The organism is Halostagnicola alkaliphila (assembly GCF_055379965.1).
In genome coordinates, this window is sequence record NZ_AP043827.1 from 265,136 (window position 1) to 290,439 (window position 25,304).

The 25,304-nt window shown below is 57.8% G+C and carries 26 protein-coding genes; 14 read left to right on the forward strand and 12 right to left on the reverse strand.

The genetic code is table 11. The annotated features are described in order from the left end of the window. The first annotated feature begins 21 nt into the window (after positions 1–21). Together ACZ5C7_RS23305 and ACZ5C7_RS23310 are read left to right on the forward strand one after the other, a co-directional pair. Entirely contained in the window at positions 22–1,719 is a 1,698-nt protein-coding gene (locus ACZ5C7_RS23305; RefSeq protein WP_464378560.1) for an acyl-CoA mutase large subunit family protein, read from the forward strand. 91 nt (positions 1,720–1,810) lie between these two features. Beyond that, the gene (locus ACZ5C7_RS23310; RefSeq protein WP_464378561.1) at positions 1,811–2,854 is read left to right on the forward strand and encodes a zinc-binding dehydrogenase; all 1,044 of its coding nucleotides are present in this window, start codon (positions 1,811–1,813) and stop codon (positions 2,852–2,854) included. A gap of 229 nt (positions 2,855–3,083) precedes the next feature. Here ACZ5C7_RS23310 and ACZ5C7_RS23315 read toward each other — a convergent pair whose 3' ends face one another. After that, on the reverse strand, positions 3,084–3,926 hold the full coding sequence (locus ACZ5C7_RS23315) for a ParA family protein (protein ID WP_464378562.1): 843 nt from the start codon (positions 3,924–3,926) through the stop codon (positions 3,084–3,086). Positions 3,927–4,099: 173 nt separating this feature from the next. Further along, on the reverse strand, positions 4,100–5,608 hold the full coding sequence (locus tag ACZ5C7_RS23320) for an amidase (protein ID WP_464378563.1): 1,509 nt from the start codon (positions 5,606–5,608) through the stop codon (positions 4,100–4,102). 269 nt (positions 5,609–5,877) lie between these two features. On the opposite strand from ACZ5C7_RS23320, the gene ACZ5C7_RS23325 reads away from it, so the two are divergent. Further along, positions 5,878–6,285, forward strand: a complete 408-nt coding sequence (locus tag ACZ5C7_RS23325) for a hypothetical protein (RefSeq protein WP_464378564.1) — start codon at positions 5,878–5,880, stop codon at positions 6,283–6,285. On the opposite strand, the gene ACZ5C7_RS23330 is transcribed toward ACZ5C7_RS23325, so the two are convergent. Continuing rightward, positions 6,282–6,734 carry a universal stress protein gene (locus ACZ5C7_RS23330; RefSeq protein ID WP_464378565.1) on the reverse strand — a complete coding sequence of 151 codons (453 nt, stop codon included), beginning with the start codon at positions 6,732–6,734 and terminating at the stop codon, positions 6,282–6,284. The two genes, ACZ5C7_RS23325 and ACZ5C7_RS23330, sit on opposite strands and share 4 nt — an antisense overlap. A 288-nt stretch (positions 6,735–7,022) precedes the next feature. Between ACZ5C7_RS23330 and ACZ5C7_RS23335 the strand changes: the two genes are divergently transcribed. Then, positions 7,023–7,379, forward strand: coding sequence for a hypothetical protein (locus ACZ5C7_RS23335; RefSeq protein ID WP_283838214.1), 357 nt, complete (start codon positions 7,023–7,025; stop codon positions 7,377–7,379). Positions 7,380–7,435: 56 nt separating this feature from the next. Here ACZ5C7_RS23335 and ACZ5C7_RS23340 read toward each other — a convergent pair whose 3' ends face one another. Continuing rightward, positions 7,436–8,950 (reverse strand): MATE family efflux transporter, encoded by a 1,515-nt coding sequence (locus ACZ5C7_RS23340; RefSeq protein ID WP_464378566.1) that lies wholly within the window; start codon positions 8,948–8,950, stop codon positions 7,436–7,438. A gap of 273 nt (positions 8,951–9,223) precedes the next feature. Further along, positions 9,224–9,532, reverse strand: coding sequence for a MazG nucleotide pyrophosphohydrolase domain-containing protein (locus ACZ5C7_RS23345; RefSeq protein WP_464378567.1), 309 nt, complete (start codon positions 9,530–9,532; stop codon positions 9,224–9,226). 130 nt (positions 9,533–9,662) lie between these two features. Here ACZ5C7_RS23345 and ACZ5C7_RS23350 point away from each other — a divergent pair, with 130 nt between their 5' ends. Next, entirely contained in the window at positions 9,663–10,091 is a 429-nt protein-coding gene (locus ACZ5C7_RS23350; RefSeq protein ID WP_464378568.1) for a universal stress protein, read from the forward strand. 177 nt (positions 10,092–10,268) lie between these two features. On the opposite strand, the gene ACZ5C7_RS23355 is transcribed toward ACZ5C7_RS23350, so the two are convergent. From ACZ5C7_RS23355 to ACZ5C7_RS23370, 4 genes are all read right to left on the reverse strand, one after another. After that, positions 10,269–10,541 carry a HalOD1 output domain-containing protein gene (locus ACZ5C7_RS23355; RefSeq protein ID WP_464378569.1) on the reverse strand — a complete coding sequence of 91 codons (273 nt, stop codon included), beginning with the start codon at positions 10,539–10,541 and terminating at the stop codon, positions 10,269–10,271. A 113-nt stretch (positions 10,542–10,654) separates the two neighbouring features. Continuing rightward, positions 10,655–12,268, reverse strand: coding sequence for a hypothetical protein (locus tag ACZ5C7_RS23360; RefSeq protein WP_464378570.1), 1,614 nt, complete (start codon positions 12,266–12,268; stop codon positions 10,655–10,657). Between the two features lie 232 nt (positions 12,269–12,500). Then, positions 12,501–13,205 carry a uridine kinase gene (udk, locus tag ACZ5C7_RS23365; RefSeq protein ID WP_464378571.1) on the reverse strand — a complete coding sequence of 235 codons (705 nt, stop codon included), beginning with the start codon at positions 13,203–13,205 and terminating at the stop codon, positions 12,501–12,503. A gap of 92 nt (positions 13,206–13,297) precedes the next feature. Further along, complete coding sequence (locus ACZ5C7_RS23370; RefSeq protein WP_464378572.1) at positions 13,298–13,711, reverse strand: ArsR/SmtB family transcription factor; 414 nt, start codon at positions 13,709–13,711, stop codon at positions 13,298–13,300. A 97-nt stretch (positions 13,712–13,808) separates the two neighbouring features. Between ACZ5C7_RS23370 and ACZ5C7_RS23375 the strand changes: the two genes are divergently transcribed. Continuing rightward, the gene (locus tag ACZ5C7_RS23375; protein ID WP_464378573.1) at positions 13,809–14,432 is read left to right on the forward strand and encodes a DUF7509 family protein; all 624 of its coding nucleotides are present in this window, start codon (positions 13,809–13,811) and stop codon (positions 14,430–14,432) included. A gap of 195 nt (positions 14,433–14,627) precedes the next feature. Continuing rightward, positions 14,628–16,034: an FAD-dependent oxidoreductase gene (locus ACZ5C7_RS23380; protein ID WP_464378574.1), complete on the forward strand. Its 1,407-nt coding sequence runs from the start codon at positions 14,628–14,630 to the stop codon at positions 16,032–16,034. A gap of 536 nt (positions 16,035–16,570) precedes the next feature. Here ACZ5C7_RS23380 and ACZ5C7_RS23385 read toward each other — a convergent pair. Beyond that, positions 16,571–17,611: a DUF7961 domain-containing protein gene (locus ACZ5C7_RS23385; RefSeq protein ID WP_464378575.1), complete on the reverse strand. Its 1,041-nt coding sequence runs from the start codon at positions 17,609–17,611 to the stop codon at positions 16,571–16,573. 271 nt (positions 17,612–17,882) lie between these two features. On the opposite strand from ACZ5C7_RS23385, the gene ACZ5C7_RS23390 reads away from it, so the two are divergent. From ACZ5C7_RS23390 to ACZ5C7_RS23400, 3 genes are all read left to right on the forward strand, one after another. Continuing rightward, a complete protein-coding gene (locus ACZ5C7_RS23390; protein ID WP_464378576.1) occupies positions 17,883–18,569 on the forward strand; it encodes a nucleotidyltransferase domain-containing protein in 687 nt (228 codons plus the stop codon). Then, positions 18,569–19,063 (forward strand): hypothetical protein, encoded by a 495-nt coding sequence (locus ACZ5C7_RS23395; protein WP_464378577.1) that lies wholly within the window; start codon positions 18,569–18,571, stop codon positions 19,061–19,063. Before ACZ5C7_RS23390 ends, ACZ5C7_RS23395 begins: the two co-directional genes overlap by 1 nt. A gap of 168 nt (positions 19,064–19,231) precedes the next feature. After that, on the forward strand, positions 19,232–20,065 hold the full coding sequence (locus tag ACZ5C7_RS23400; protein ID WP_464378578.1) for an HNH endonuclease: 834 nt from the start codon (positions 19,232–19,234) through the stop codon (positions 20,063–20,065). A gap of 52 nt (positions 20,066–20,117) precedes the next feature. Here the strand turns inward: ACZ5C7_RS23400 and ACZ5C7_RS23405 are convergent, their stop codons facing one another. Beyond that, positions 20,118–20,306, reverse strand: a complete 189-nt coding sequence (locus tag ACZ5C7_RS23405; protein WP_464378579.1) for an ArsR family transcriptional regulator — start codon at positions 20,304–20,306, stop codon at positions 20,118–20,120. A gap of 177 nt (positions 20,307–20,483) precedes the next feature. Then, complete coding sequence (locus tag ACZ5C7_RS23410) at positions 20,484–20,693, reverse strand: winged helix-turn-helix transcriptional regulator (RefSeq protein ID WP_464378580.1); 210 nt, start codon at positions 20,691–20,693, stop codon at positions 20,484–20,486. A gap of 434 nt (positions 20,694–21,127) precedes the next feature. On the opposite strand from ACZ5C7_RS23410, the gene ACZ5C7_RS23415 reads away from it, so the two are divergent. The 4 genes from ACZ5C7_RS23415 to ACZ5C7_RS23430 all read left to right on the forward strand — a co-directional run bounded on the left by ACZ5C7_RS23415 (position 21,128) and on the right by ACZ5C7_RS23430 (position 25,272). Then, entirely contained in the window at positions 21,128–21,625 is a 498-nt protein-coding gene (locus ACZ5C7_RS23415) for a hypothetical protein (RefSeq protein WP_464378581.1), read from the forward strand. Between the two features lie 137 nt (positions 21,626–21,762). Further along, positions 21,763–22,641 carry a DUF8008 family protein gene (locus tag ACZ5C7_RS23420; protein WP_464378582.1) on the forward strand — a complete coding sequence of 293 codons (879 nt, stop codon included), beginning with the start codon at positions 21,763–21,765 and terminating at the stop codon, positions 22,639–22,641. A gap of 451 nt (positions 22,642–23,092) precedes the next feature. Then, positions 23,093–24,082 carry a linear amide C-N hydrolase gene (locus ACZ5C7_RS23425; protein ID WP_464378583.1) on the forward strand — a complete coding sequence of 330 codons (990 nt, stop codon included), beginning with the start codon at positions 23,093–23,095 and terminating at the stop codon, positions 24,080–24,082. A 785-nt stretch (positions 24,083–24,867) separates the two neighbouring features. Next, positions 24,868–25,272 (forward strand): helix-turn-helix domain-containing protein, encoded by a 405-nt coding sequence (locus ACZ5C7_RS23430; protein WP_464378584.1) that lies wholly within the window; start codon positions 24,868–24,870, stop codon positions 25,270–25,272. Positions 25,273–25,304 lie beyond the last annotated feature (32 nt).

Genomic DNA, 25,304 nt, shown 5'->3' on the forward strand with positions numbered 1-25,304 from the left:
TCGACACCCTCATTGATGACCATGTACGACCCGGACGACCTCGAGACGGTTCGCAATAGCCGCGAGCGCTGGGAGGAGGGGCCCCTCGAACAGTCACTCGAGGGTGGTGAGCGAAAGGATCGATTCGCCACGGTGTCGAACCACGAGGTCGATCGCCTCTACACGCCCGAAGACGTTGCTGACACGGAGTACGAGTCGGATCTCGGCTTTCCCGGCGAACCGCCCTATACGCGCGGTCCCTATCCGACGATGTACCGCGGTAGAACGTGGACGATGCGACAGTTCGCCGGATTCGGGACCGCCGAAGAGACGAACGAGCGGTTCCGATACCTGATCGACCAGGGGCAAACGGGGCTCTCGGTCGCCTTCGATATGCCGACGTTGATGGGAATCGACTCCGACGATCCGATGAGCGAGGGCGAGGTCGGGAAAGAAGGCGTCGCAGTCGACACGCTTGCGGACTTCGAAATCCTCTTCGAGGGGATCGATATCGACGAAATATCCACCTCGTTTACGATTAACCCCTCGGCCGCCGTCATTTACGCGATGTACGTCGCGCTCGCCGATCAGCAAGGCGTTCCCCGTTCGGAGCTCCGCGGAACGCTCCAGAACGATATGTTCAAAGAGTTCATCGCCCAGAAGGAGTGGGTGATCCCTCCCGAGCCGTCGCTTTCGATCGTCACGGATACGATCGAGTTCGCCGTCGACGAAACGCCGAAGTTCCACCCGGTCTCGATCTCGGGCTATCACATTCGAGAAGCCGGCTCGACGGCGGCCCAGGAGGCGGCGTTTACGCTGGCCGACGGCTTCGCGTACGTCGAGGACTGTCTCGAGCGGGGCCTGGACGTCGACGAGTTCGCCCCCCTCCTCTCCTTTTTCTTTAACTCGCACAACTCGATATTCGAGGAGGTAGCGAAGTTCCGCGCGTCGCGTCGCCTGTACGCCCGCGTGATGGAGGACTGGTACGACGCCGAGAAGGCGGAATCGAAACGCCTGAAGTTCCACACGCAGACCGCCGGGCAGTCGTTGACGGCCCAACAGCCGCTGAACAACATCGTTCGAGTCACGATCCAGGCGCTCGCCGGCGTCCTCGGCGGGACGCAGTCGTTGCACACCAACAGCTTCGACGAGGCGCTCGCCTTGCCGAGCGAGGATGCCGTTCGCGTCGCGCTCCGAACGCAGCAGATCATCGCCGAGGAATCCGGTGCCGCGGATATCGTCGACCCAATGGGCGGGAGCTTCGCGATCGAGGCGCTGACCAACGAGGTGGAATCGGAGATCATGGTTTATCTCGAGGAAATCAAGGAAATCGGCGATGGATCGGTCCGGGACGGAATCCTTCAGGGTATCGAAGAGGGGTACTTCCACCGGGAGATTCAAGAGTCGAGTTACGAGTATCAACAGCGCGTCGAACGCGGCGAGGAGGTCGTCGTCGGCGTCAACGAGTACACGATCGAGGAGGATACTTCGCCGGATATTCTCCACGTCGACGAGACGACCCGCGAGCACCAACTCGAGCGACTCGAGCGCGTGAAAGACGAGCGAGACGACGGCGAGGTCGAGGCGGCCCTCGAAGAACTGTCGCGGTGTCTCGAGGAAGACGCAAACGTCATGCCGCCGATCGTCGATGCCGTGAAGGTCTACGCGACGATGGGCGAAATTATGCAGGTCTTCGAGGAGACCTACGGCTCGTATCAGGAGACCGTGAGTCTCGCCTGAGAGCGTCTCTCTTCCGTTGGGTAGAGAAAACCGCGTTTCGTTCGTCGCCGGTTTCATCAGAACTATCCCCCGCGTACACGACTGTCAGTGTATGGACGCCGTCAAAGTCACGGAGCACGGGGGTATCGAGGGACTCGAGTACGGAACGGTTCCGGATCCGGAACCCGCCGCCGACGAGGTACTGGTCGACATCAAAGCGGGTGCGCTCAATCACCTCGACGTTTGGGTGCGCCGCGGGCTCCCCGGACTGGATCTCGAGTTACCTCACGTTCCGGGTAGCGACGCGGCGGGCGTCGTCGAGGAGGTTGGAGAAACGGTCACGCAGTACGAGCCAGGTAATCGGGTCGCCCTCTCGGCAGGGGTTTCCTGTGGCGACTGTGAGTTCTGTCGCGACGGCGAGGCCTCGCTCTGTGAGACCTTTCACATCATCGGCGAACACGTCACGGGCGTTCACGGTGAGTACGCCACGATTCCGGAAGAAAACCTGATTCGGGTTCCAGATCACGTCGACTGGGAGACGGCGGGGTCGGCGACGCTGGTCTTTCAGACGGCCTGGCGGATGCTGATCGAACGCGCCGAACTCAAGGCGGGCGAGACGGTGCTGGTCCTCGGTGCGAGCGGCGGCGTCGGTCACGCGGCCCTCCAGATCGCCGACTACGCCGGCGCGGAGGTTTACGCGACGGGAAGCACCGATGAAAAGTTAGCGTACGCGCGAGAACACGGTGCAGATCATGTCTGCAACTACGAAGAAACGAACTTCGCCGACTGGATTCACGACGAGACCGACGGTCGCGGCGTCGACGTCGTCGTCGAACACGTCGGGGAGCCGACCTGGCGCGATTCGATCAAGAGCCTCGCCAAAGGCGGCCGGCTCGTCACCTGCGGCGGCACTGCGGGCGGTGCTCCCGAAACGGACATCAATCGTATTTTCTGGAACCAGCTGAATATCTTGGGTTCGACCATGGCGACGCCCGGCGAGGTCGACGACGTGATGGAACTCGTCTGGGACGGAACGTTCGAACCGGCTATCCGTGACGTGCTTCCGATGAGCGAGGCCGCTCGAGCCCACGAAATGTTACAGGATCGCGAAGGGTTCGGCAAGGTCGTCGTCAAACCGGACAGCGAACTGGACTGAGTCTCCCTGGTTCGATCCCGCTTCGGGACCGATATAGCTCACCGTTTTGTGGTCGATTGCGTCGTTTCCTGATTATATACGAAATACGACCATTTCTCGAACAACTCATATCTGTTGTACTACTTATATCCGCTATGCCAACGCGTGCATACCAACGAATTATATTCGCCGTGAACGGCCGTCAATCGAACGAGGGATCGAGTACGCTCGCAGTTATTCCGCCACCTGCTCAATACGGGGGCTTCAGCTTCGTCGAGACGTACTCGGCGAGTTCTTCGATCGATCCCAGGACGCCCCGTTCGTGGTCCTCGAGTTGTCGATACTCCTCGTTCGATTCGAACTCGTGAAAGCTCTTGTGTGCGACTCGCACATCTTCGAACAGCGACGGGCAGTCTTCGATTCCGATTCCCGTCGCTGGGAGGTCGGATGGCCTGTCGGCGCTGTCTCGCTCCTCCGCTTCGCCCGACTCGAGGCCGACAGGAACCGTTCCGAGGGCGTCCACGCCGATCGAATCGAGCGTCTCATCGATGGCTTGGAATTCGTTCTCGAGCCTCTCGATTGCTGTGCCTGCGTCGAACGGAATAAGGACGCTCGGGGCGGCGTACACGCCGTTGCAGACGCGAAGGTCGGTTCCGACACCCGCATCGATGAGGATAATGTCGTACTGATAGAATACTTTGGAATCGGAGAGAACGCGGTGGAGCTGTTCCGTTTTCGGGTACTCGTACCCGATCCGCGGTGCGGACTGTTCCGAAAGGACGGCGTTTTGTTCGAGGATGGAATCGAGTTCCGCGAGATAGTCGTGGGTTGGAACGACGTCGACGCCGGGTTCGGCCGATCGAACGAGTTCGTCGAACGGCTCGGTATCCTCTTCGAGCAAGTGAGAGACGATATTCTCCTCGTATCGATCTTGTTTCTCGAGCCCGAAGTACTCCGTCAGACCGTCGCCCGGCGGTGTGAAATCGACGACGAGCACGCGATCACCGCGTTCGGCCTGCGCTCGAGCGAGGCTCGCGGTGATGGCAGTGGTTTCGGGACCGCGTTCACTGGACCAGACGGAATACGTATGCATATACGGGGATAGACGGCCCGGTGCTCAAAAACGCTGTCCAATCGAAACAGGGTTGTTTACTCGAGTGACGGAGTTGGAATCACTGTAACCGCGCGTCTGTTCTGTCGTTTCTCCCTTCACTCTCCGCCTGCAGTCGAAAGACCATCAACAGGATCGAATCGCACGCTATCGCGTCATTCCGACAGCGGAGGCGCAGTTTCTGGCGGTTGGCGGTTGTTAGTCGCCTGTTCGAAGGAGTACCCCAACTCGAGGAGCGTCGCTTCGTCGAACGGCTTCCCGAGGAATTCGATACCGACGGGCAAGCCGTCGTCGGTGAATCCGGCGGGGATAGAGACGGCACTACACAGCGATTGCGAGGCGATGATCGTGTTGGTCGCGAACGTCATCGTCTCGTACTTTCCGTCCCGTATTTCGTCCTCCGTCGGCGGGACGACCTGCACGTCGGGATAGACGATCGCGTCGAGATCGTGAGCCGCGAAGACGTTCAGGATTTCCTCCTGAAAGTCCTGATGGGCGTTTCGGCGCTTCCAGTACTCGAGGTGATCGGTGAGGTCGCTCGGCCCGTCTTCGGCGAAGCCGATGAACAGGTCCAGGAGGTCGTGGTACTGCTCGTTCTCGTAGAGTTCGTCGACGGAGTCGACCGGGCCGTCTCGGTCGCCGAGGAAATCGTTGAGGTCGCGTTTCGACTGGAGAATGTACAACATTGTCTCCTCGAGGTACTGCTCTCGGCGCGGAATCTCCACGGGATCGACGACGTTCGCGCCGACGTTTTCCATCGTCGTCAGCGCTCGCTCGACGACCTCGGTAACCGGCCCGGAAGCCTCGTCGTCATCGTCACCGAACCCGTCCCGAAGGACGCCGACTCGAGCGCCGTTCAGGCCGTCCTCGAGGAGCGCGTCGGTGTACGAGCCTCGGTCCGGGACGAGTTCGGTCTTCCCCGTGAGCGGGTCGCGTTCGTCGTAGTCGACGAGTACGTCGAGGAGCGTAGCCGTATCGCGGACCGTTCGCGTCATCGGACCTGCGGTGTCTTGCTGTGAAACTAACGGGCTCATCCCGTCTCGGCTGATCAAACCCGGCGTGACGCGGAATCCGACGAGGTTGTCGAACGATGCGGGAACGCGAATAGAGCCGCCACAGTCCGTGCCGATGCCGACCGTGCCGAGGTTCGCAGCGACGGCCGCGCCGGTTCCGCTGCTCGAGCCGCCGGGATCCCGAGTTAGCTCGTAGGGATTTTTCGTTCGGCCGGTGAGCGAGGAAAACCCGAACCAGGACGTTGCCCAGTCCGGCATGGTCGTCTTCGCCAGGATAATCGCTCCCGCGTCTCGCAGGCGCTGTGTGACGCCCGACTCCGATTCGGGGTAATACTCCTCGAACGCTTCCGACCCGTACGTCGTTGGGAGATCCGTCGTTTCGATATGGTCTTTTACGACGATCGGGATTCCGTGGAGGGGTCCCTCGAACGTTCCCGACTCGGCGAACCCGTCGTCGAGTTCGGCGGCCCGCTCCGGCGCGTTCTCGTTGACCGTCACGATCGAGTTAAGCTCGGGTCCGTTTCGGTCGTACGCGTCGATCCGCTCGAGGTATTCCTCGACGAGCGCCTCGCTCGAGAGCGTGCCCGCTTCGAACGCTCGATGAATTTGGTTGATCGTCACTTCCTCGATTGCGGGAGGTGTATTTGCCATATGTGCGGTTCGTCGCCAACGAAGATAGCTTTACAGGCGTTACGAAACTGCAGGGACAGGTCAGTCTCTCGGATTGTCGCTTCGAGCCAGTGTCCGATTCGGCGATCGAATTTCGAAACTCCGACTGCTCGAGGGTCTGCGTTGTCGAAGGATCGATCGGACCGAGATCGGACGTTCGCCCCGTTGGTGAAGCTGTCTCACTACAAACCAGCGTGTATTTCCGCCGAGCCGAACGCTTTAACCCGGTCACCTCGTATTTTTACCTACGAATGGACCGGAGCAGTCAGTCGCCGATGTTGTACGTGCTTTTGGGGATCGCGTTGCTCGTTACGGTTCTCGTTCACCTCTCGGTACTCCCGAGATACTATCCCGGTGACGTGTTCATGACCGCGCTCACGCTGGTAGCTGGCTGGGCCACGTTCACGATCGTCTGGTATCTCTCCGGTCGAATCTTTTCGACGCCCGGGGAGTTACCGACGATGCGCGCTGCAGACCTCGGATTAGGGCTCTTTCTCGTTTCACTGTTGATCGCGCTCTTTATGGACTCGTTGGGATTCACTCTGAACGCAGTGCTCGAGGCCTTCGTTATCCCTGCAATCGGTATTTACGCCGGTCTCGCGCTGCTCGGGTGGTCGATCGGTCGTCGAACGAAAGCGATCAACCGAATTTCGGGCTAATCTTCCGGGTCCGCCTCGGGTCCCGAATCGGCGACGAAGACGGGAACGTCACCGAATCGAATAACGTGATCCGTGACGCTCCCGACCGCCATTCGGTGTACTCCGCCCCGGCCGCGGGTTCCCATGACGATCACGTCGGCATCGACTTCGTCGGCGGCCTCGAGTATCTGTTTCCCCGGAGACCCCGTTCGAACTGCAGTCGTCACCTCGAGATCCTGTTCCTGTGCTTTCGTCGCGATTCCGTCGACGTACTCCGTGGCTCTTCCGCTCATCGCGTCTTCGGCGCTCGAGGCGTCACCCGGTAATCGAATGTCCCCGAGCGGTCCAGTGTCGGCCACGGAAACGACGTGTACCCGGCCAGAATGTGTCTGTGCGAGTTCGAGCCCTTTTTTGGCGGCAGCCTCGGCGTATTCGCTGCCGTCAGTCGGGATCAAGATCGTATCGAACATACGTACACTCGAGGCTCCACGTACGTCAACGTAGCCCCGAAGAGCGACGTACCCGCCTCGAGTTGTTCGCCTCCCTCGAGGCCGAGATCATCGTTCCAAACTCGTGACTATCATTTCGAGTTTTCGAGTGGTATCGGACGTACTCCTCGCCGGGTGTGGTTTGCACAACTCGGAACCGTCCCGTAAGCTGACCCTACAGTCGACTCGAGATTCGCCGACGTTGCTTATGGCATCGTTCCATCGTTTGCAAGCATTATCCCCTTCGGCACCCCAGTTAACAGTTCGGCTATGGTAGTCGCCTCAGCAATCGTTTTCGTCGTGAGCCTCCTGATCGGTGCAGCCGGAATATACGTCGGCGCCCGCGTCATCGTCGGTGCCGGCGATTACGATCACGCGATCGTCACTGCGCTGATCGGTGCGATAATCTGGAGCGTCGTCGGCTTTCTGGTCGGGTGGATTCCGTTACTGGGTCCGTTGTTGGCGCTCCTCGCGTACATCGCGGTCATCAATTTCCGCTACCCGGGAGAGTGGACGGCTGCCGCGATGATCGGGCTCCTCGCGTGGTTGACGGTCCTGATCGTGCTCTATGCGCTTGCCGCGATCGGCGTGACCGGATTCGATGCCGTCGGCGTTCCCGGCTTCTAGGTCGGTAATCGTTCTCGTCTTCCCACTTTCGCAACTCACGGCGTCGCCGTTCGTGATCAGTCGTCAGCGGGCGCTTTATCCGGCCGGTAACTTCGACTGATCGCCTTCCACTTGCCGGTCGAGAAGCGATAGTAGTTGATCACTGCGGGTGTAAGCGCCTCCGCGAAGAAGGTGAGATAGAGCCCGGTCAGTCCCAGTGCGGGTATCGTTGCGCCCGAGAGCGTCAGCTCGAGGATCGGAGTCGGACCGATATCCGGGACCGACACGGCCGTTGCGCCGAGATACGCGACGGGAATCGAGAGCCCGAACATCCCGAGCAGCTGGCTGTAGAACGGCCACCGCGTGTCGCCGCTTCCGTTGAGCGCTCCCGCGGCCGCCGTGTACACTCCCTTGAAGACGATCGCCCCACACGCCGCCCGTATGAGCCCGACGGCCGTCGGTATCGATAGCTCCGCCGGATCGTCGGTAAACGCCAGCGCGATCGGTTCCGCGAAGGCGAAGACGATCACCGCCGCGAGCAGATACACCGAGGCAGAAAAGTAGACGATCTCCCTGCCGTAGCGCTCGGCGGTGTACTCGTCGCCCGTTCCGAGGTTCTGTCCGACGAGACTCGAGGCGGCGAGGCCGAATCCCCAGCCGGGCGTGTTCATCAGTCCCCAGATTCGGCGGGCGATGACGTAAGCGGCGACGGTATCCTGGCCGAAGATGTCGACGATGGCGAGCATCGGGAACTCGGCGATGGTCCAGACGAGCTTCGATCCGAGGACGGGGAGTCCGATCGTGGTCAGGTCCCAGATCGTTTCCCCGTCGAGGTAGCTTCCGACGGGACTGATGCTGACGTCAAACGGCTCGAGCCCGGGTAGCCGCCCCGTGACCAGTCCGACCCCGAACGTGACTGTCACGACGATGTTCGCGCTGACGGTCCCCAGCGCCGCGCCGACGACGCCCATATCGAGGCCGAAGATGAGGACGGCGTTGAGGACGATGTTCGCGACTGCGCCACCCGCTCGGACGACCATCGGGGTCCACGAGTCGTCCATTCCGACGAACGTCCGACTACCGATCAGGTTCAGCCCCGCGAAGGGGATTCCCAGGGCCACGATCTGCAGGTAATCGGCCCCGTGTTCGATCGCCTCCTCGTTGTTGCTGATAAGCGAGATGAGTTCGACGGGAAACGCCCAGAACACGGCCGCGACCGGCACCGTAACTGCGAGGACGCAGACGACGCTCGAGCGAACTGCTTGCCCCATCTGATCGAACCGGTCGGCTCCGTAGCGCTGTGAGACCAGTGCGATCGTCCCGCCCGCGACGCCGCCGCCGAGGGCGAAGGCGAGTCCCCAGTAGGGTGCAGCAAAACCGACGCCGGCGATGGCACCCGAACCGACGGCGACGCCGACCATCGCAACATCGACCGCGTTTTTCGACATCCGCGCGAGCCCGGTGACGATTCTGGGCCACGCGAGATCCGTTGTCCGGCGCGCTCGCTTGCGGTCTATGAGACCGAGGCGGGCGAGCGCGAGCCCGATCCACAGGATGAGTTGTCGAAACGGGTTCGGAATACGTCGTGCCAACGGAATCGATAACGGTTAGACGACCCCTCGGAAAAGACGTTCCCGACGCGGCAGGGAAAACCGGTTCCGGTTCGACACCATACCTCACGGTAAACCGGGCTCTCTGTTTCTGTCACCCGTACCAATTCATGCAATCGGGTTAGTCCCTTCGGAGATGGTCCGGTTGACCGTCAGCACCTGACGCTACCGGTTACGCACTCTCTTTTCGAAGGAAATCGATGCCCATCGCTCGCTACGGTGTTCAACGGGCTCTTTTGAACAGTCTCGCCCTTCTTAATTCGAACCCGGATCTCCCGTCTCTTCGATCCGGCGCTCGTACTTCTCCATCGACTCCTCGAGCGCGGCGGTCGCATCGATATCGAACGACGAACAGACCGCGAGCAACGAAAACATCGCGTCGCCGAGTTCGTCCCTCGGAACGTGTGCCCGCTCGGGTTCCGAGCCGTACTCCGTGGAGGCATTGATCGCACCCGCTATTTCGCCCACTTCCGCGGACAGATCCAGGACGCGATTTTCGGGCGGGCTCTCGAGATTGTGTTCCTCGAGAAAGGCGTTGACCGTGGTCTGACAGTTGTCGTCCATCACGTCCCTCATTTCGATCGGTCGAAGATAACGGTTTGGCCGGCCGGATTTCGACCGCGTTTGTGCGAACATTCTCACCCGGTCGCTATCGGGGCTGGTCATTATTGTACTCGTTCTCGTAAGACTGGATATGACGACCGACGAACGCGTTCTGGTCGCACTCGACGGTTCCGAACAGTCCGAACACGGTCTCGAGTACGCTCTCGAACGGTTTCCTGAAGCCACGATCCTTTGTTTCCACGCTATCGATCCGTTCGATCCGAACCCCGATGGCGTTGACGCCGAACCATTGACGGACGACTGGCTCGAGACCGAACAACGACGCGCGTCTGAACTGTTCGACCGGGCTCTCGAGGGGCACGATGTTCCAAATCCCATCGAACGGGAAACGTCGGTTGGCTCCCCGGCAGAATCGATCGTCGCGTGCGCGGAGGAATCCGACGCCGATCACGTGGTCGTCGGTAGCTACGGCCGCGGCGGAGCGTCACAGCTTCACCTCGGAAGCGTCGCCGAAATCGTCGTTCGTCGCGCTCCGGTTCCGGTGACGGTTCTCAGGTAGTCGGCTCCCGACTACTGGATCGATACCCAGTAAATCGGTTGTTTACCGTGTTTCCAGCGCACACCACAGGACTGGTGCATATCCCAGAATTGGTGTACATCTCACGACCGGCTAAACCCGGTGGCGCGATGAACTGCGTTCACAACGGACGACGGAGGACTCGGTAATCGACCCTACTTAGCAACTCAGACCGTGTGTATCCGGATCGACGACTGGTCCGGCCTCTTTGACGTGAACCTGCCCCGTCGAGTCGATTCGGATGAAGTAATCCTTGTACGTGAACTCGAGGGTCGGCTGCACTCGGTCCGAGGACATCGAGTCGTAAAGCGAGTCGAGAGCGTCCGTGTCGATCACGTTATAAATCGGTGGGGAGAGTTCGGACGATGGCACACCTTCACGATCCGCGATTTTCTCGACCACTCGAAGGCTCATCAATTCCTTGCGTGTCATGTAATTCGCTGCCACGTTGGGTCATATAAATCTCGGTGATCCTTCGATGACGCCTGTCTGCTATGCGTCTGACGTTGTTGCAGGAACATCGATTTGCATACTGCAACTCGAACTTATGCTTCGGGATCGATATCGAGATGGCCGAGTTGTTCCTCGATACAGGCCTCGATATCCGGGTTTATGACCACCTCTTCCCCGAGCCCCGGCGTTGCGGGTTCGTCGGTGATAAAGAGTTCGACGGACGCGAGGACGGTATTGTCAGGATCGAGTCCGAACTCCGCTGCGGCGTCGATACGTCGTTCTCCGTCGACACCGCCGACCGGTTCGCTAATCGTCCCAACCTGGCCGTCACCGGGGTCGAAAGTGATGTTCAAGATAATATCCGTATAATCGCCGACGACGCGGACGCGTTGACAGTCGAGATACTCGACCGTTTCATCTTCCGGAGGCTCTTTCGGCGGTTTATCGCCATCCAAAATTGAAATCGTTCGCGCCCAGGCTGCGGGCTGTTCCCCGTCAACACGTCTCCCCGCGGCGACGACTTCACCCTCGGGTCCTCGAGAGAGGGAGCTGACGATACTGGACTGATCGGCCTCGAAATCAGTTCGTTCGATCGTGCCGACCCAGCCGTTTCCGTTCCGAGCGCCCCCGGCGACGATGCCCGATGGAGTCCGTTGTGCACAGAACAGCGGCGTGTCTTCGAGCGTTTCGAGCCACTGTTGAGTCCCGTCGTCCGTATATGCCGCGACGAATCCGTCACCAGTTACGTCTGGGTCGGCGAGCACCGATCGTCCGAACCGGTCTATCGCGCCACTAACACCGACGGTGAGGAAATCGTAATTGTCGACGTCGCTTCGAACGACATCGTAGACGATCGTGGGCTCGTCTTCCTCGAGAGCGAAGCGGTCGTCCCAGCGCTCGTCTCGGTTGTCGTCGATACCGAGTACCCATCCCCGGGGCGGTTCTTCCGGATCCGGTTCGTACGAGCCGGCGAGAACGTAGCCATCCGGAGCCGGCGTAATGGCGTTGAACACGTCGGACCTGCTCGTGGTCTCGAGATCGCGCTCCGTCGCCGGATACCTTCTAAACCCTGCGACTGAACCGTCCTCCTCGAGTTCGACGAGCCAACCCGCACTCCCGAGCATGATCCCTGGCGATTCGGCCCCACAGCAGAGAAAGCCGTCCTCGGTTTCGATACCGTCTCGGAGATAGCTAAACGCGGAGGCGTCCTCGAGTTCGCCGAGTGATTGCTCGCTTTGAACCGCTCCGTCTTCGTCCACGTCGTAGATGCGAGTGACGTAGACGGCGGCCCCATCGAAATACGTCCAGCCGACCAGGAGGAATCCGTCACTGGTCTCGAGCGGGAGCGTGAGCCAGTCTTCGGGAATCGGCCCTACCGGTGGCTCCATCTCTCGGTCCTCCTGTTGAACGCTCGACTGGTACGTTTGCTCCCACTCCGGTTCACCCGTTCGAGCGAGTTTGGTCGCCAATCCCTGTGTTCCGAAATCGTCTGGAACGTCGCTCCCGCCGACCAGCACGTAGCCGTCGTCGGTCTGCAGGGAGTTTTCGTACAGACTACTGGATGCAGCGAGATATTCCCAACCCGATGCAGGTGCGTCCGCTGTGTCTTCCGATGCGTCGTGAGCCATCGCCGATCCGGTTATCGACGAAAGAGCTGCTGCGGACGCTGTCGCCGCGAGAAATCGCCGTCGGTCGTACCCTACCATACGAGTCCTCTCCGTTAGCCGGCGTATCAATCATTTTTTAGAAACTAATGACCGTCATCAGTAGCAACTACCTACTCCGATTGAGTGTCGAATATCCGTGTCTGTTTGGGAAAAACGAGTGACAGTCGCTGAGGTATCTATCGTCCGCTGTCAATGGTTCCTCCTAGCGAGAATAATGGTGCCCTACATGTAAGATACCGCACTCATAACCCGGTTGACCGTGGTAGGAGTCTCAATCGGAGTGGTCGGGTTCGGTGTCGACCGCCTCCGTCCGACCGTCCAGACCGTCGAACGACACGGCGTCGCTTCGATCGCCGGGCTCCGTCTCGAGTTCCGCCTGCACCTTCTCGGTGAGGAGATCGACCGCAACGCGGTTTGCCCCTTCCGGGATAATGACGTCGGCGTCGGATTTCGTCGGTTCGACGAATTGCTCGTGCATCGGCTTGACCGTCCCCAGATACTGATCGATGACGCCCTCGAGTTCCCGTTCGCGTTCGATGACGTCCCGCTGAATCCGTCGGAGAATGCGGACGTCCGCATCGGTCATCACGTAGACGCGGAGATCGAGCATCTCGAGGATTTCCTCGTTGTATAGCGCGAGGATGCCCTCGAGTATCAACACGTCAGTCGGCTCGACCGTAACCGTCTCCGTCTTTCGGTTGTGATCCTCGAAATCGTACTGGGGCATCTCGACCGCTTGTCCCATCGAGAGCGAATCGAGGTGACTCCGCAGCAGCTCCCATTCGAACGCCGACGGATGGTCGTAGTTGACGGATTTTCGTTCCTCGTACTCGAGGTGGGAGAGATCCTTGTAGTAGTTGTCGAGCGGAATACGCGTCACGGCCTCGCCGACGGTATCGGCGATTTCTCGGGACACCGTCGTCTTGCCGGCCCCGGTTCCGCCGGCGATGGCGATGACGAACGAGGGAATACTCATCGATCATTCCTTACTCCCGACCGTTAAGAAGGTCGTGAAATCCAGTCGATGAACCTGTTAGCTATTGCGAAGAATACGAAGACGGAGGACGGCTACGACTCGCTCGAGCTATCGTACATCGAGTCGAATTCTCGTTCGCCCCGGATTAGCTCGTCGACGCCGTCCGTGAGGGTCACCGAGCCGAACACGGTGGCCCGGTAGTACGTGTACAGCCCATCCTGGTCCCGTTCGGTGCGCTGTCGTTTTTCGACGAGACCCACGTCGAGAAGCTCGTTTAGGTGATAGTGGAGCGTGCTGTCGTCCACGTCGAGGGCCTCCTCGAGTTGCTTGGGACTCATATCGCCGCCGTGGACGAGCCGATAGCAAATCTCGTACCTAGTTCGGTGGCCGACAGCGGCGTGCATCTGGATGTACTCCGCAAGAGTAAGGACGCTGTTCTCCGGGAGGAGGTCCTCCGGGTTGTCCGGGACCTTCTCCTCGGTTGGTCGTTCGCTGTCGGCCGACATCTTGTGTCGTACTATGCTCACCGGTTATTTAGCTTTTGTCAAGCCGAAGAATACTGAAAACACATCTTTTTATAATATTAGTTGGTTACCAGTAGGTATGACCACTGAAATTACGCGCAATTTTATCGGCAGTCAACTAGGGAGGGTAAAATACGATAAATTTCTCTTTTATTTGATGGGACCGTACAAGTCGTTCAACCTCAATTACGTATTGAGTGAAACGGAACGCAAACGGATCGACGTCGACGACCTGCCCGGTCCACTGCGTCGGCTTTTTCGGAGCAAAGACGAAATCGACGAGGCCAAGGCGCTCTTGAGAAGGGTGCAAGGATCATTACGAACTGACCCTGGTGTGAACGCTTTCTTGGCGTTGGATCTCGGGGTCGATATTGCAGAGATCGATGCTGCAACGCAAAGCATAGCGTACACCCGGTGTAGTAATGCAACGGCGTTCGTTCTTCCGTTCCTCGGCCACAACTTCGGCGTCGGAGAAGAAGCGGGGAGTATCCTCGAGTCGCTTTCGGAGACGCATGGCGATCGACTCGTCTTCGCTCACGAAGACGACGTAACCAGTGCGATGATCCGTTCGGCGCGCGTCCGGTGGGACTTGCGAATCGTAACGTACGAAACGGAGGACGAACTTGTCACCAAACTTCGCCGGTTTGCGGGAGGGATCATGCACCGGGAGCGCCGCGGCGAACTTTCCCGTCTTGATGACTAACCTTCGTCGTCTCCGACCGACTTCTTCGAATACATCAGCCGCTCGAGACACGCTCCAGCCGTTGTTTCATCTAGAATAGTGGTATACTGGACGGAGTATCGATTCCAATGTGCTCGTGCAGTACGAGTTCGCCGAATCGATAATTGGTAACAATTAACATTGTGGGGCGAGTAGACGATACATTGGTTGATAGCAATGACCGTAGCAACAGTCCCGAGGTACGACGGTGATCAAATCGGTTCTCAGGGTGAGCACGCGATCGTAATCGGCGCGAGCATGGCCGGGTTGTTCACAACACGTGTCCTCGCGGATGCGTTCGACCGGGTAACGGTGATCGAACGCGATCCGCTGACCGATGAGATCGAGTCACGGCCTGGGGTCCCGCAGGGCGACCACGTGCACGTGCTCTTGGAAGGCGGCCGGGCGACTATAGAGGACCTGTGCCCAGGCTTTTGCGACAAATTATTGGCTGCCGGTGGCGTGATGGCCAGCGGGGAGGAGTTCCAGATCTACGTGCAAGGCGACAATCTCGTGACCACGGACCACCAATCGTTACACCTCGCCACGCGAGCCCTCTACGAACACTTGGTCCGCCGACACGTCGATTCACTCGATCAGGTTGCTATGCGGTCGGGATGTCAATTCGTCGATTACGTCGCTGACGAGGATACGACGACAGTCGAAGGTGTGGTGATTCGAAATCAACAGTCCGAACAGGAGATCCTCACCGCCGACCTCGTCGTCGACGCCACGGGTCGGACGAGCCGAACGCCCGCTTGGCTCGAGAACCACGGATACCCGCCACCAGCTCTCGAAGAGGTTTCCATCGACATCGGGTACGCTTCGACGTTTCTCGAGCGGCCCGCGGACGATCACCTCGGGATCTCGATGGAAGCCGAGGCACCTCGGACCCGTGGTGCGTTCGTCTTTCCGGTCGAAGGCGATCGATGGCTGTTCAACCTTCACGGGGTACACGGCGACTACCCGCCGACGGACCCCGAGGGCTTCAGGGAGTTCTCGACGAGCCTGCCGACCACGACGGTAACGGACCTCTTGGACGAGCACCCGATGACGGACGAGAACATCGCCTTCTATCCCTTCCAGTCGAATCGCCGATACCGGTACGACGATCTGGAGCGGTTTCCGGACGGGTTGGTCGTGATCGGCGATGCGATCGCCAGCTTCAATCCGGTCAACGGACAGGGAATGTCGGTCGCCGCGTTAGAGGCGTTGGTACTCCACCACGTCCTCTCGAGGGGCGAACGCGATGGACTGGCACACCGCTTTTTCGAGGATGCTTCGAACGTCATCGATATCGCGTGGGACCTATCGGTCAGCGGCGACCTCGCGTTTCCACAGACTGACGGTTCGCTTCCTCGACGGACGGCCGTCTTCGACTGGTACCTGAACCGCCTCACCCGTCGTGCCCACACCGATACGTGGTTATCGAATCTCATGTGGACTGTCTTCATGCTCGAGCAACCGCCGTCGGTGTTGTTTCGGCCTCGAGTCATCTGGCGCGTGTTCGGTCCCGCTCGTGGTCGCAGGCGCGAGAAATCGTCGCCGGGTGAGCCACCTCTCGAGGTTTCGGACCTGCGATAAGTCAGTCCACACTATGCAGCAGAGTTTTTTGCACATACTGCAATAACTTGCCTATCATGCAAGAACGAGTGCGTTTTTCCTCGTATGATTCTCTTCCTGCAAACAGGCATTCCGATCGTCGGTTGTCGATAACAACTGAAGCACGCGATTCGGTTCGTCGCATACGTACTGGACACCACAGAGATATGTTTGCTGAGTTATAAGCACACTCTATGCCAACCCGATTGACAGCGATTGGAGCCGCGTTTCTACTGAGTGGCGTGGTTATAGCTGCCCTGATCGCCATCTCTTTCCCTGAGTTGCCGCTTTCGTCTTGCACCGACGTTGGATACACCAGTGATGAACCGCCCGGAGGGTTCGAGTTCTATGACTTCTACCTCGGATGGATCGGCTATTCACCAGACGGAGGCGTCAATCGGTGCGATACCCCGGTCGTGACTATCGCAGTCGGACTATTCGGTATCGGGAGTGCGATTCTCGGTATCGACCGCTGGAGACAGTAACTCGGCCAGTCGCTATCGCAGCTCTCGAGCAGTTCAGTAGTACTGCGGTTCGAACGAGAGTTCGTCGTATTCGTACGCGTACGATTTGATTCCGGCTTCGTCACAGCGTGACTCGAGGTCTGCCGGTCGCACGTACGATTGGCTGCCGAACTCCTTCTCGAGGTGTTTGCAAAAGGCGACCGTGATTTCACGGTCGTCGAAATCGTCTGCGGCCTCGAGGACCACCGCGAGATCCGGATCGTCGTAATCCGGTTTGATGACGTAATCGCCGGGCGTGAACGGATTGTCGGCGCGCTCGAGATTCGTGTGTTTGTAGGTGTAGAGTTTGATATCCTGGTCGTCACAGTAGGAGGCGAGCTTTGCGGGATGGATTTCGCGCCAGTTTCCGGGTCCGTCGTCGAGCATATTCGGAAAGGCAACGCTGACGGCTTCACCGTCCATCGTCTGCCCGTAAAGGTCGACATCTTTCTCGGGTGGTAAGCTTTCCACGACAACTGCTACTGATGGTTCGTCGTCGCCCGTCTTTACTACTCGATCGCCGGGCTTGAACGGGTTCTGGGGCTTCTGATTCATGTAGGCCGTGTTCGGGCCTAAATTCTGTAACTCGTTCATGGGGCGAGCAGCGAGATGGGCGAGCTTCTCCGGCTCATCACCGGAATAGGCCTCTTGGGTCTCGACTTTCGACTCGAGCGTTTCGGTTCGCTCCCAGCCGAGGAGGATAAGCGCGTCTTCGTTATCGCGGTGCCAGACCATCACGACGATGTCGTCGTCCGGATCGTTCTCGAGGATGTTCGCCGGCTGAAACGCAGAGACGTCTCTCGAGGTTTTCACGTCGATTTCGTAGCCGAAGACCTCGAAGTCGTGGCCGGAGAAACTCTCGGAATTACAGCGACGAATAGCCGCTTCGTTTTCCCATTCCCACATCTCGACGGGGAGGTATTCGCGACAGAATTGCTCGAAGGCGAGTTCGCCGAGGTTTCCAATCCGTTTCACGTCCAAATCGTTTGCTCCTTGAATGACTGCCTGATGATGCCCTCGCTCTCTGTCTATTTCGTCCGGCGTGTAGAGATACATTACAAATATATTATTTGTTGTCGTAATGTATATTCTGGCCTGACGTGTTCAAACTAGCGCCTATGCTGGTACTATCAAACTGGCTGTACCCGTCTGGATTACGCGCCCCTCGTTTCCGATTCAATTCGTGAGCGGTCACAGCTGGTGACTGGGAACTGTGTATTCAGCATGGCTTTCAAGTGTGCCATCGGGGGATGACTCAACGGAGCCGACAGGTGCTAACTACTATGTAGCACAACACTTTTGCATATTCTGCAATAACTTGCCTATTATGCAAGAACAAACGCGTATCCTCCTCGACTACCCCTTTCCCGAGGAACGGATCTTCCGGTATCAGGCGATGCAGGATATCCTCCATCACCTCGTTACCAACCCGTTCGAAGAATTCACGCAAAAAGAGTTGGCGACGATCACCGGGGCGGATGTCTCATCAGTCTCTCGGTCTGTCGATCTTCTCGAGCAACTTGGCGTCCTCACTATTAGCGGGGGGAAACCCGCAGAAATTGCAATGGATCAGGACCACCTCACCGGCACTAATCCGCTCTTTGCGATTCCCCAACAGGAGTTTCGAAAGCCGGTCAAGAAATTCCTCGATGAACTTACCGACGACATCGAAGCCGCTGACGACGTCGACGAATTAGTTGGCGTGATCCTCTTCGGAAGCGTCGCACGAGGGAGTGCCGACCGGAGCAGCGATATCGATCTTCTCGTTATCGTTGACGGTGATCCGACGGTTGGGCGACGCGTCGCCTCGAAACTCGCCAGAGAGTTGGAAGACCAAGCGTTCCGGGGGGAACGCTATCAGTTCGAGGTTCTGGCTGAGACGATCGAATCTGTCGCTTCCCACGGAGAAAAACTACGAGAGATCTTCGACGAAGGTATCGTTCTCGAGCGAACTGAGTCACTCGAGAGCGCTCGAGAGGCCGTCTACCAAAGCGACAAAGGGGGGAACGAGTAATGCCGATCACGCTCGATGATGTCGAACCGGAGCTCACCGATGCCGAGACGGCGTTTCGTCACGGCGGTCAAAATTCGGAAGCGGGGCTCGATGTTTCTGATGCTGGGTTAGTTCAGCTTCGGAAGGCCTGTCGGTCGCTTTCGGGTGCAGACCAGTTACTGGCGGACGGCTACTACACTCTGACAATCGAAGCAGCGTTTACGTCAATTGAGAAGACATTCTTGTTCTGGTTGATCGACGAGGGTCATCAGGATCCAGCGAACCCGCCACAGTCTCACACGACGGCGATCAATCGAAGTGCTAATGTCGGTTTCATTAGTGAAGAAGTCGCCTCTCGGCTCGATGATCTCTGGACCGACAATCGCGCACAAACGTACTATCAAGACGGTATGGCGACACGGAAACGAGCGGAGACAATGCTAACACTCGCAACCCGAATCCACACGCAAATCGTTCACTTGGCCGGTCAGCATCACGAATGTATTTGTAGATAACTCCTCCAGCGTTCTTACTCTCGAGAGCAACATTTACGATTTATCTTTGATAGGTGTTTTTGAGATTCGGTGGCTCGCTATCAAATGTTCGTCTCTAAACGTCTCTGCCACCCAGTCGACATTGCTTTCAGCCGAAATCATTTTTCGATTGGATTATGTATCGCACGTATGGGTGTTGTACGCCGCGAAGGGCACTGGAGACTCGAAAAACAGGACACTGGCCTCTATGATGTCACATATGATGAGGGAATAGAGGCGGTTATCACTACGCCAGAGTATAATCCTGTCATGTACGACGAAGGAACGGTTGCTGGAGTTCCGACGTACGAAGCCGATTCGGCGGCCGAAGCACGAACAGTGTTCGAAGATATCGTCGAGAACGATTCGGCGTCTGTCCTGCCAAATCCTGGGCCGGCTGATGGCGGAATCGAGCTCAGATATCCATCTGGATCGTCCGATGGAACTCAGTCGGATGGGATAGAAAACGTCCCACCAGGAGGGATTGCGCTAGCGATGTTGTTCGTTGGGGCCCTAATCCCATTTTCTTCGTCGTTCGAGTTTGGAACGCCGATGTTCTACATCAGCACGGTGTTGCTCCTTGGCGGCCTTGGGATCTTCGGCTGGGCGATCGCACTTTACAATCAAAAGGGTGGTGACGAGGCCTGGGCTTTCCTCACCACAGTTGACACAGACATTGAATCCGATTCCAAATCAAATACTGACAGTGACAGCGCGAATAACGCAGAGCGAACACCGTCTACACCACAATCTCTAAAAGACGAGCTGTATTTCGATCGCGCGGACCAACATTGCGAATGGTGTGACAACCGCACGGATCATCCAGAGGTCCACCACATCAAGCCTCGGAGTGAAGGCGGTCCAAACAGATCCTCGAATCTGATCGCTCTCTGCCCTGACTGCCACAGCAAAGCCGATCGTGGGGCGATTTCGCGGACCAAGTTGCGCGCAAAGGTACGACGACAGACCGAATCAGTGATATAGAATCGCTGTTACCCAATCAGAATCATCTAACCCAGTGTCGACTAGACACGTACTACGATCCACTAGACTCGAGTGCATCCGCATCAACTTCTTCGTCGAGGAACCCCTTACCCTCATCAGTAATTCGATAGAGGCCTTGCGCAACACGCTCGACGAGTCCGTAATCGTCCATCAGAGAAAGACGATTGCTCGCGTAGTTTGCGACGGTTACGTCCATCTGCTCGGGTGCGCTCGGAGTCATATTACCCTCGTCGCAGAACCTCGAGGATTTTTCGTCGCTGGGCGCATCCACTCTGCTCGTTGTCGTACCACGATTGTTGATAGTATTAAAACACGTTTAGTAATATGGGTGTTTTATTCGGGATGGTCAAATACTTCACCGCCGACTGCTATACTGAGATTGAGTTTTTAGAATGAGTTATTCTCGTGGATCTTCGATCAATCGCCAAAGTGCAGTCGGTTCATGCAGATATTCAATAGACTCTGCGGCATGTAATCGATCGAGTCGTTTCGTCACTGTTGGGCGAGAAAGATCGGTAAAATCTACAAGTGCACCTGTGGTTAGATTCCCATTCTGAACGAATTCGTCTATCACTTTCTCAGTATTATCGTCTATCTTGAGAGGCATTTTGTTGCTATATGTTTGTGCATGCCTCTTATTTCCTCCTCACGACACCTACATTTACTACAACAGCTCACACAGGACCTTTACTATTAGTTAAATTCATGTATGCTGATTGTATAGAATAGAATGGGACCTAGCTCTTAGAGGGTATTCTTGACAGAGTACCCGCGTGTTAGTGCACGCGGGCTGGGTTTCACCTGAGCGGTAAGACCCATGCGAAAAAACACATCCCGGACCCATAACTGTAGGGTTCACGAGCCTCGAACATCGCCACCCAACCAAAACCAGCTCCCAGACGGGAACCCCAGCTATTCTGCCGTCATTCGAGCGCACCTCGACGACGAGGGTGTCGAAATCGTAGCCCCGTCCGACCACGACGAGATCATCGTCGCTGGCCAGGATGCAGTACTCCTCGAACCCATCCCAGGTGACCAGCGATGACCGGCGATGGGACCGATCCCGACAACCTCACCGACCCAGAGGAGCCTATAGCCACGACCCCCTCGAAGTACGTCGTTCCCACGGGAAGTGGCTACCTCGGGACCTATTCCGTCGACGCGACTCGCAAGGTCACCATCTCCACGGCCGCATTGGGTGACCGAGACTGGATCATCGGCTCGAGGGTCCACGCCCTCGAGCACGAGTCCGGTGTCGCCCTCGTTCGCGACCACGCCGAGGACACCTTCGCCGATTACGGCGTCACCCAGAGCCACACCGGCTCTCGAATCGCCGCCGGACAGGACGCGACGGAAAAGCTCGAGTGCGAACCCGGTGACGAAATCCGCGTCTACGATCTCGAGGTTGTCGACGGCCGCGACGGCCTGCTGTTGGTCGATGCGGACGACGACCCTAGGATTGCGACCGACGGCGGTTTTACATTCGACGGGACCGATGTCGCGTCCTCCAGTGACCACTATCCCTCGAGGACCCACTGACTCCGGGGGATGCACCTGTTCGTCTCGAGTTGGCACTGTTTGACTCGAGTTGAGAACACTCGACTCGAGTCCAACGCACTCGAGCCCGCCAGCGAGCCGCATCGCCCGAATCCAACTCCCAAACTTTCACATCAGACATGAGCTCCGACCAATCCCGCCCTCGATCCGACGCATCGACTGTCCAGACACTCGCCGCCGAACTCGAAACGCTCCGCGAACGCGTCGACACCCTCGAGTCAGAACTCCAGCGCAAAGACGATCGTCTCGAGTCCCTCGAGAACCAACTTCAGTCTCTCCACTCCGAGAACGAGCTCCTCGAAGAGCGCTTCAAAACGCTCGAGCGAGCCGACTCCTCGACGGAGGCGAGGCTCGACGCCCACGCGAAAAAACTCGAGGCGAACAAGAGCCGCGTCGGCGAACTCCAGGCCCGCGAATTCGAGAAGGGAGCGCACCTCCTTGAGGGAAACGTGGACGAGCGCACCGTCGAGGTCGGTGACGGTCGCCTCGAGCGGATTCGCAAGGACGACGGCAACGGCTACTTACGACTCCCCGAAAGCGACGACCCGCTCGAGAGAGGCGCGAACGTCTCCCTCTCCCACGGAGACCTCCTCCCCATCCAGCAACTCTCGAAGCTGGACGACGACATGCTCCGAGCGACAACCTCTTCGCTCCCCTCGAGACTCGCCGCCAAGCTCTGGAAGGCCCGCGCCGACTCGAGCGTCGGTGACAACCCCTGGCGAAGCGGCTGTAAGGACGTTCGGGAGTACGTTACCGCGAGCGATATGCGTCACTGGATCCGCCGTCAGGAGAGTGGCATCAGCGAAACCTACGCCAAGAAACTCGTCTCGCGGATGATCGACGCCCTGCTCGACCTCTCGAAGAACCGCCTCGCGATCAGAAAGAAACGCCAGCGAAAAAACGGCCTCGAGTACGCCGAACGCCGCGTCGTGGTGATGCGCGACGCCGACATCCCCGGTGAATTGGCCGCCTCGAGTGGGCGATCCGAAGACGACTGACGTCACCGGCAGAGACTGTCACCGGTCGCAAGTTTCCCTGAGAAGGTCGCTCCACTCTCTCATAACCTGCGTTTCCCACCCCGACCCCGGCGATAGCCCGGTCCCGTTACTCGCGGGTCTCTCACTCGATCGGTCGTCGTCGGTCCGAAACGAGGGACGCCTCCCGCGGGTTCTCGGGAGACACCAATTGTCTTTGCACCGTTCGTGTCGGTATCTACTACCGGTGGATCAGCCTGCTGCCTCGGAAGTAATCCCGAGGTGAGTCACTGAGCGTAGTCGGTTCGTCTCGAGAGTGGCGGTTTCCTCGTACGTTGATTGAACCCTCATGCTGGATTGACTATCGTGTCCCGCAACCGGAGAGCTATGACTTTATCCCAGTTGGCGGGGTGAGATCACTGCTATGATGTCTAACACTACGTTGTTCGTCCGTTTCGCAGGAGGTCGATCCTAAATGTGTACCCGTTTGGTCTATCGTGGACCGGAAGGGCGTACGATCACGGCCCGTTCTATGGACTGGAAAGTAGATATCGGGACCAATATTTGGGCACTCCCTCGCGGTATCGACCGCAGTGGCGAGGTCGGTCCGGATTCTATCGAGTGGACGGCAGAGTACGGAAGCGTCGTCGCCACCGCTTACGATATTGCGACCACCGACGGCATGAACGAATCCGGTCTGGTTGCCAACCTGCTGTGGCTCCCCGAGTCGGAGTATCCGGATTGGGACGGCGACGAACCCGCCGTGTCGATCTCGCTGTGGGCCCAGTATATGCTCGACAATTTTGCCACGGTTTCCGAAGCCGTGGACGCCGTTCGGGACGAAAACTTCGTGGTCGTCTCTCAGAACGTCCCGGGAGAAGACCGGCTGGCTGCACTGCATCTGTCCCTCTCGGATGCTACCGGAGACAGCGCGATCATGGAGTACGTCGATGGCGAGTTGGTCGTCCACCACGACCGCGACTACCAGATCATGACGAACTCGCCGACCTTCGACAAGCAGCGTGCGCTGGCTGAGTACTGGAATCAGATCGGCGGCACGGTCATGCTCCCGGGAACGAACCGACCGGCCGACCGGTTCGTTCGAGCCCAGTTCTATACGGACGCCATCCCCCAAGTTGAGGATCGCCGGGACGCGACGGCCAACGTGTTCAGCGTGATCCGCAACGTGTCTGTGCCCCACGGCATTAGCACGCCTGACGCGCCGCACATTTCCTCGACGCGCTGGCGGACGGTCGCGGATCACAAGGACGGAATCTACTACTTCGAATCGGCGCTCACGCCTAACGTGTTCTGGGTCGAACTCGACAGTCTCGATTTCTCGTCCGAAGCCGACGCTCAGACCCTCCAGTTGGGGCCAGATCAGTCCGAAGTCTTCTCGAGTGAGGTTTCGACTGAATTCTCAGACGCCGACCCCTTTTCGTTCCTCGGGTTGCAAGCAGCGTAGCTTCGGCGGCGTAGCGTTTGAAACCGGCTTCTCTCCGCTTTTCGTGGCTCTGGTGGGTCACCCGGTAGCGTTGACCTTCAGCGCGACATCCGGCATCGTGGGACACTCTCCTCGAGAAATTCCAGCTACGACTTGAAAAATCCATGATAACTGGCCGATTGGGCTCTTTTATAGCCTCACTACAACTGCTCAATCAAACATTGTATCGCGTTACTCCCCGAAGAAAATCAACCACATAGAGATGCTCCAAGAGCGCGATGAAGTCATTTGGATGATTGGTGATGGAATCGAACGCTATCGATTTGTATTTTCATATATCATACAATATTGATCTGTTTTTCACTCTACTCATAATGTGTTCAAATCCCAACACTATACATTATAATGTGGGATTTTACCGGTGGGATTTTAAAACAATCTAACCCGAACGGGCCTCTATTCCTATACTACTTTCACACTGCTTGAGTATTCATGAATTGACCTACTACGGCCGATCTGTGGTACTGTGTAAGCTCCGATCTAACACTAAGGTATATGCAGTACTCATCGATTCTGCTCCGTAGTCTAACCTTGTAAGATATTAACAATATACCTCGGGTCTATCTCATTCTTTAGTACCAGCGGGAGTCCCTTTCGATGCTTTTTGAGCACCGGCTGAAACCAACAACCGAAAGATTGCGCTACGATAGGGATTCCGCCTCTATCAGTTACACGATCGTCCAGTGAAGTTGTACAATACTCACACAATCCTTATACAGTTACGGTACTTCTGTCGAGACAAGAATATGGCACGATCGATGGCTGAACTACTGCAACAGGATATGGAGTGTGAGGGCCTACTCGAGTGCATTCACGGACTGAAACAACTCGACAAGGAGTGTTTCCGAGCGATGGTCGAAAGTGACGAACCGCTCACCATCGACGAGGTCGCCGATTTGGTCGATCGCGAACGCTCGACTGCCTACCGCTCCATCCAGCGACTACTACAAAGTGGCTTTATACAGAAAGAACAGATAAACTACGATCAGGGCGGGTACTATCACGTCTACTACCCGAACGACTCGAGCCAAATTGCAAACGGGATGCAACGAAAGCTGAACGACTGGTATGCGAAGATGGGGCAGCTCATTCAGGAGTTCGAGGACAAGTACGAGGAAGGTGACGATACTCGAGTGACAGCCGAGGGATAATTAACCACCGCCGCTCGCCTCACCACGGTGGC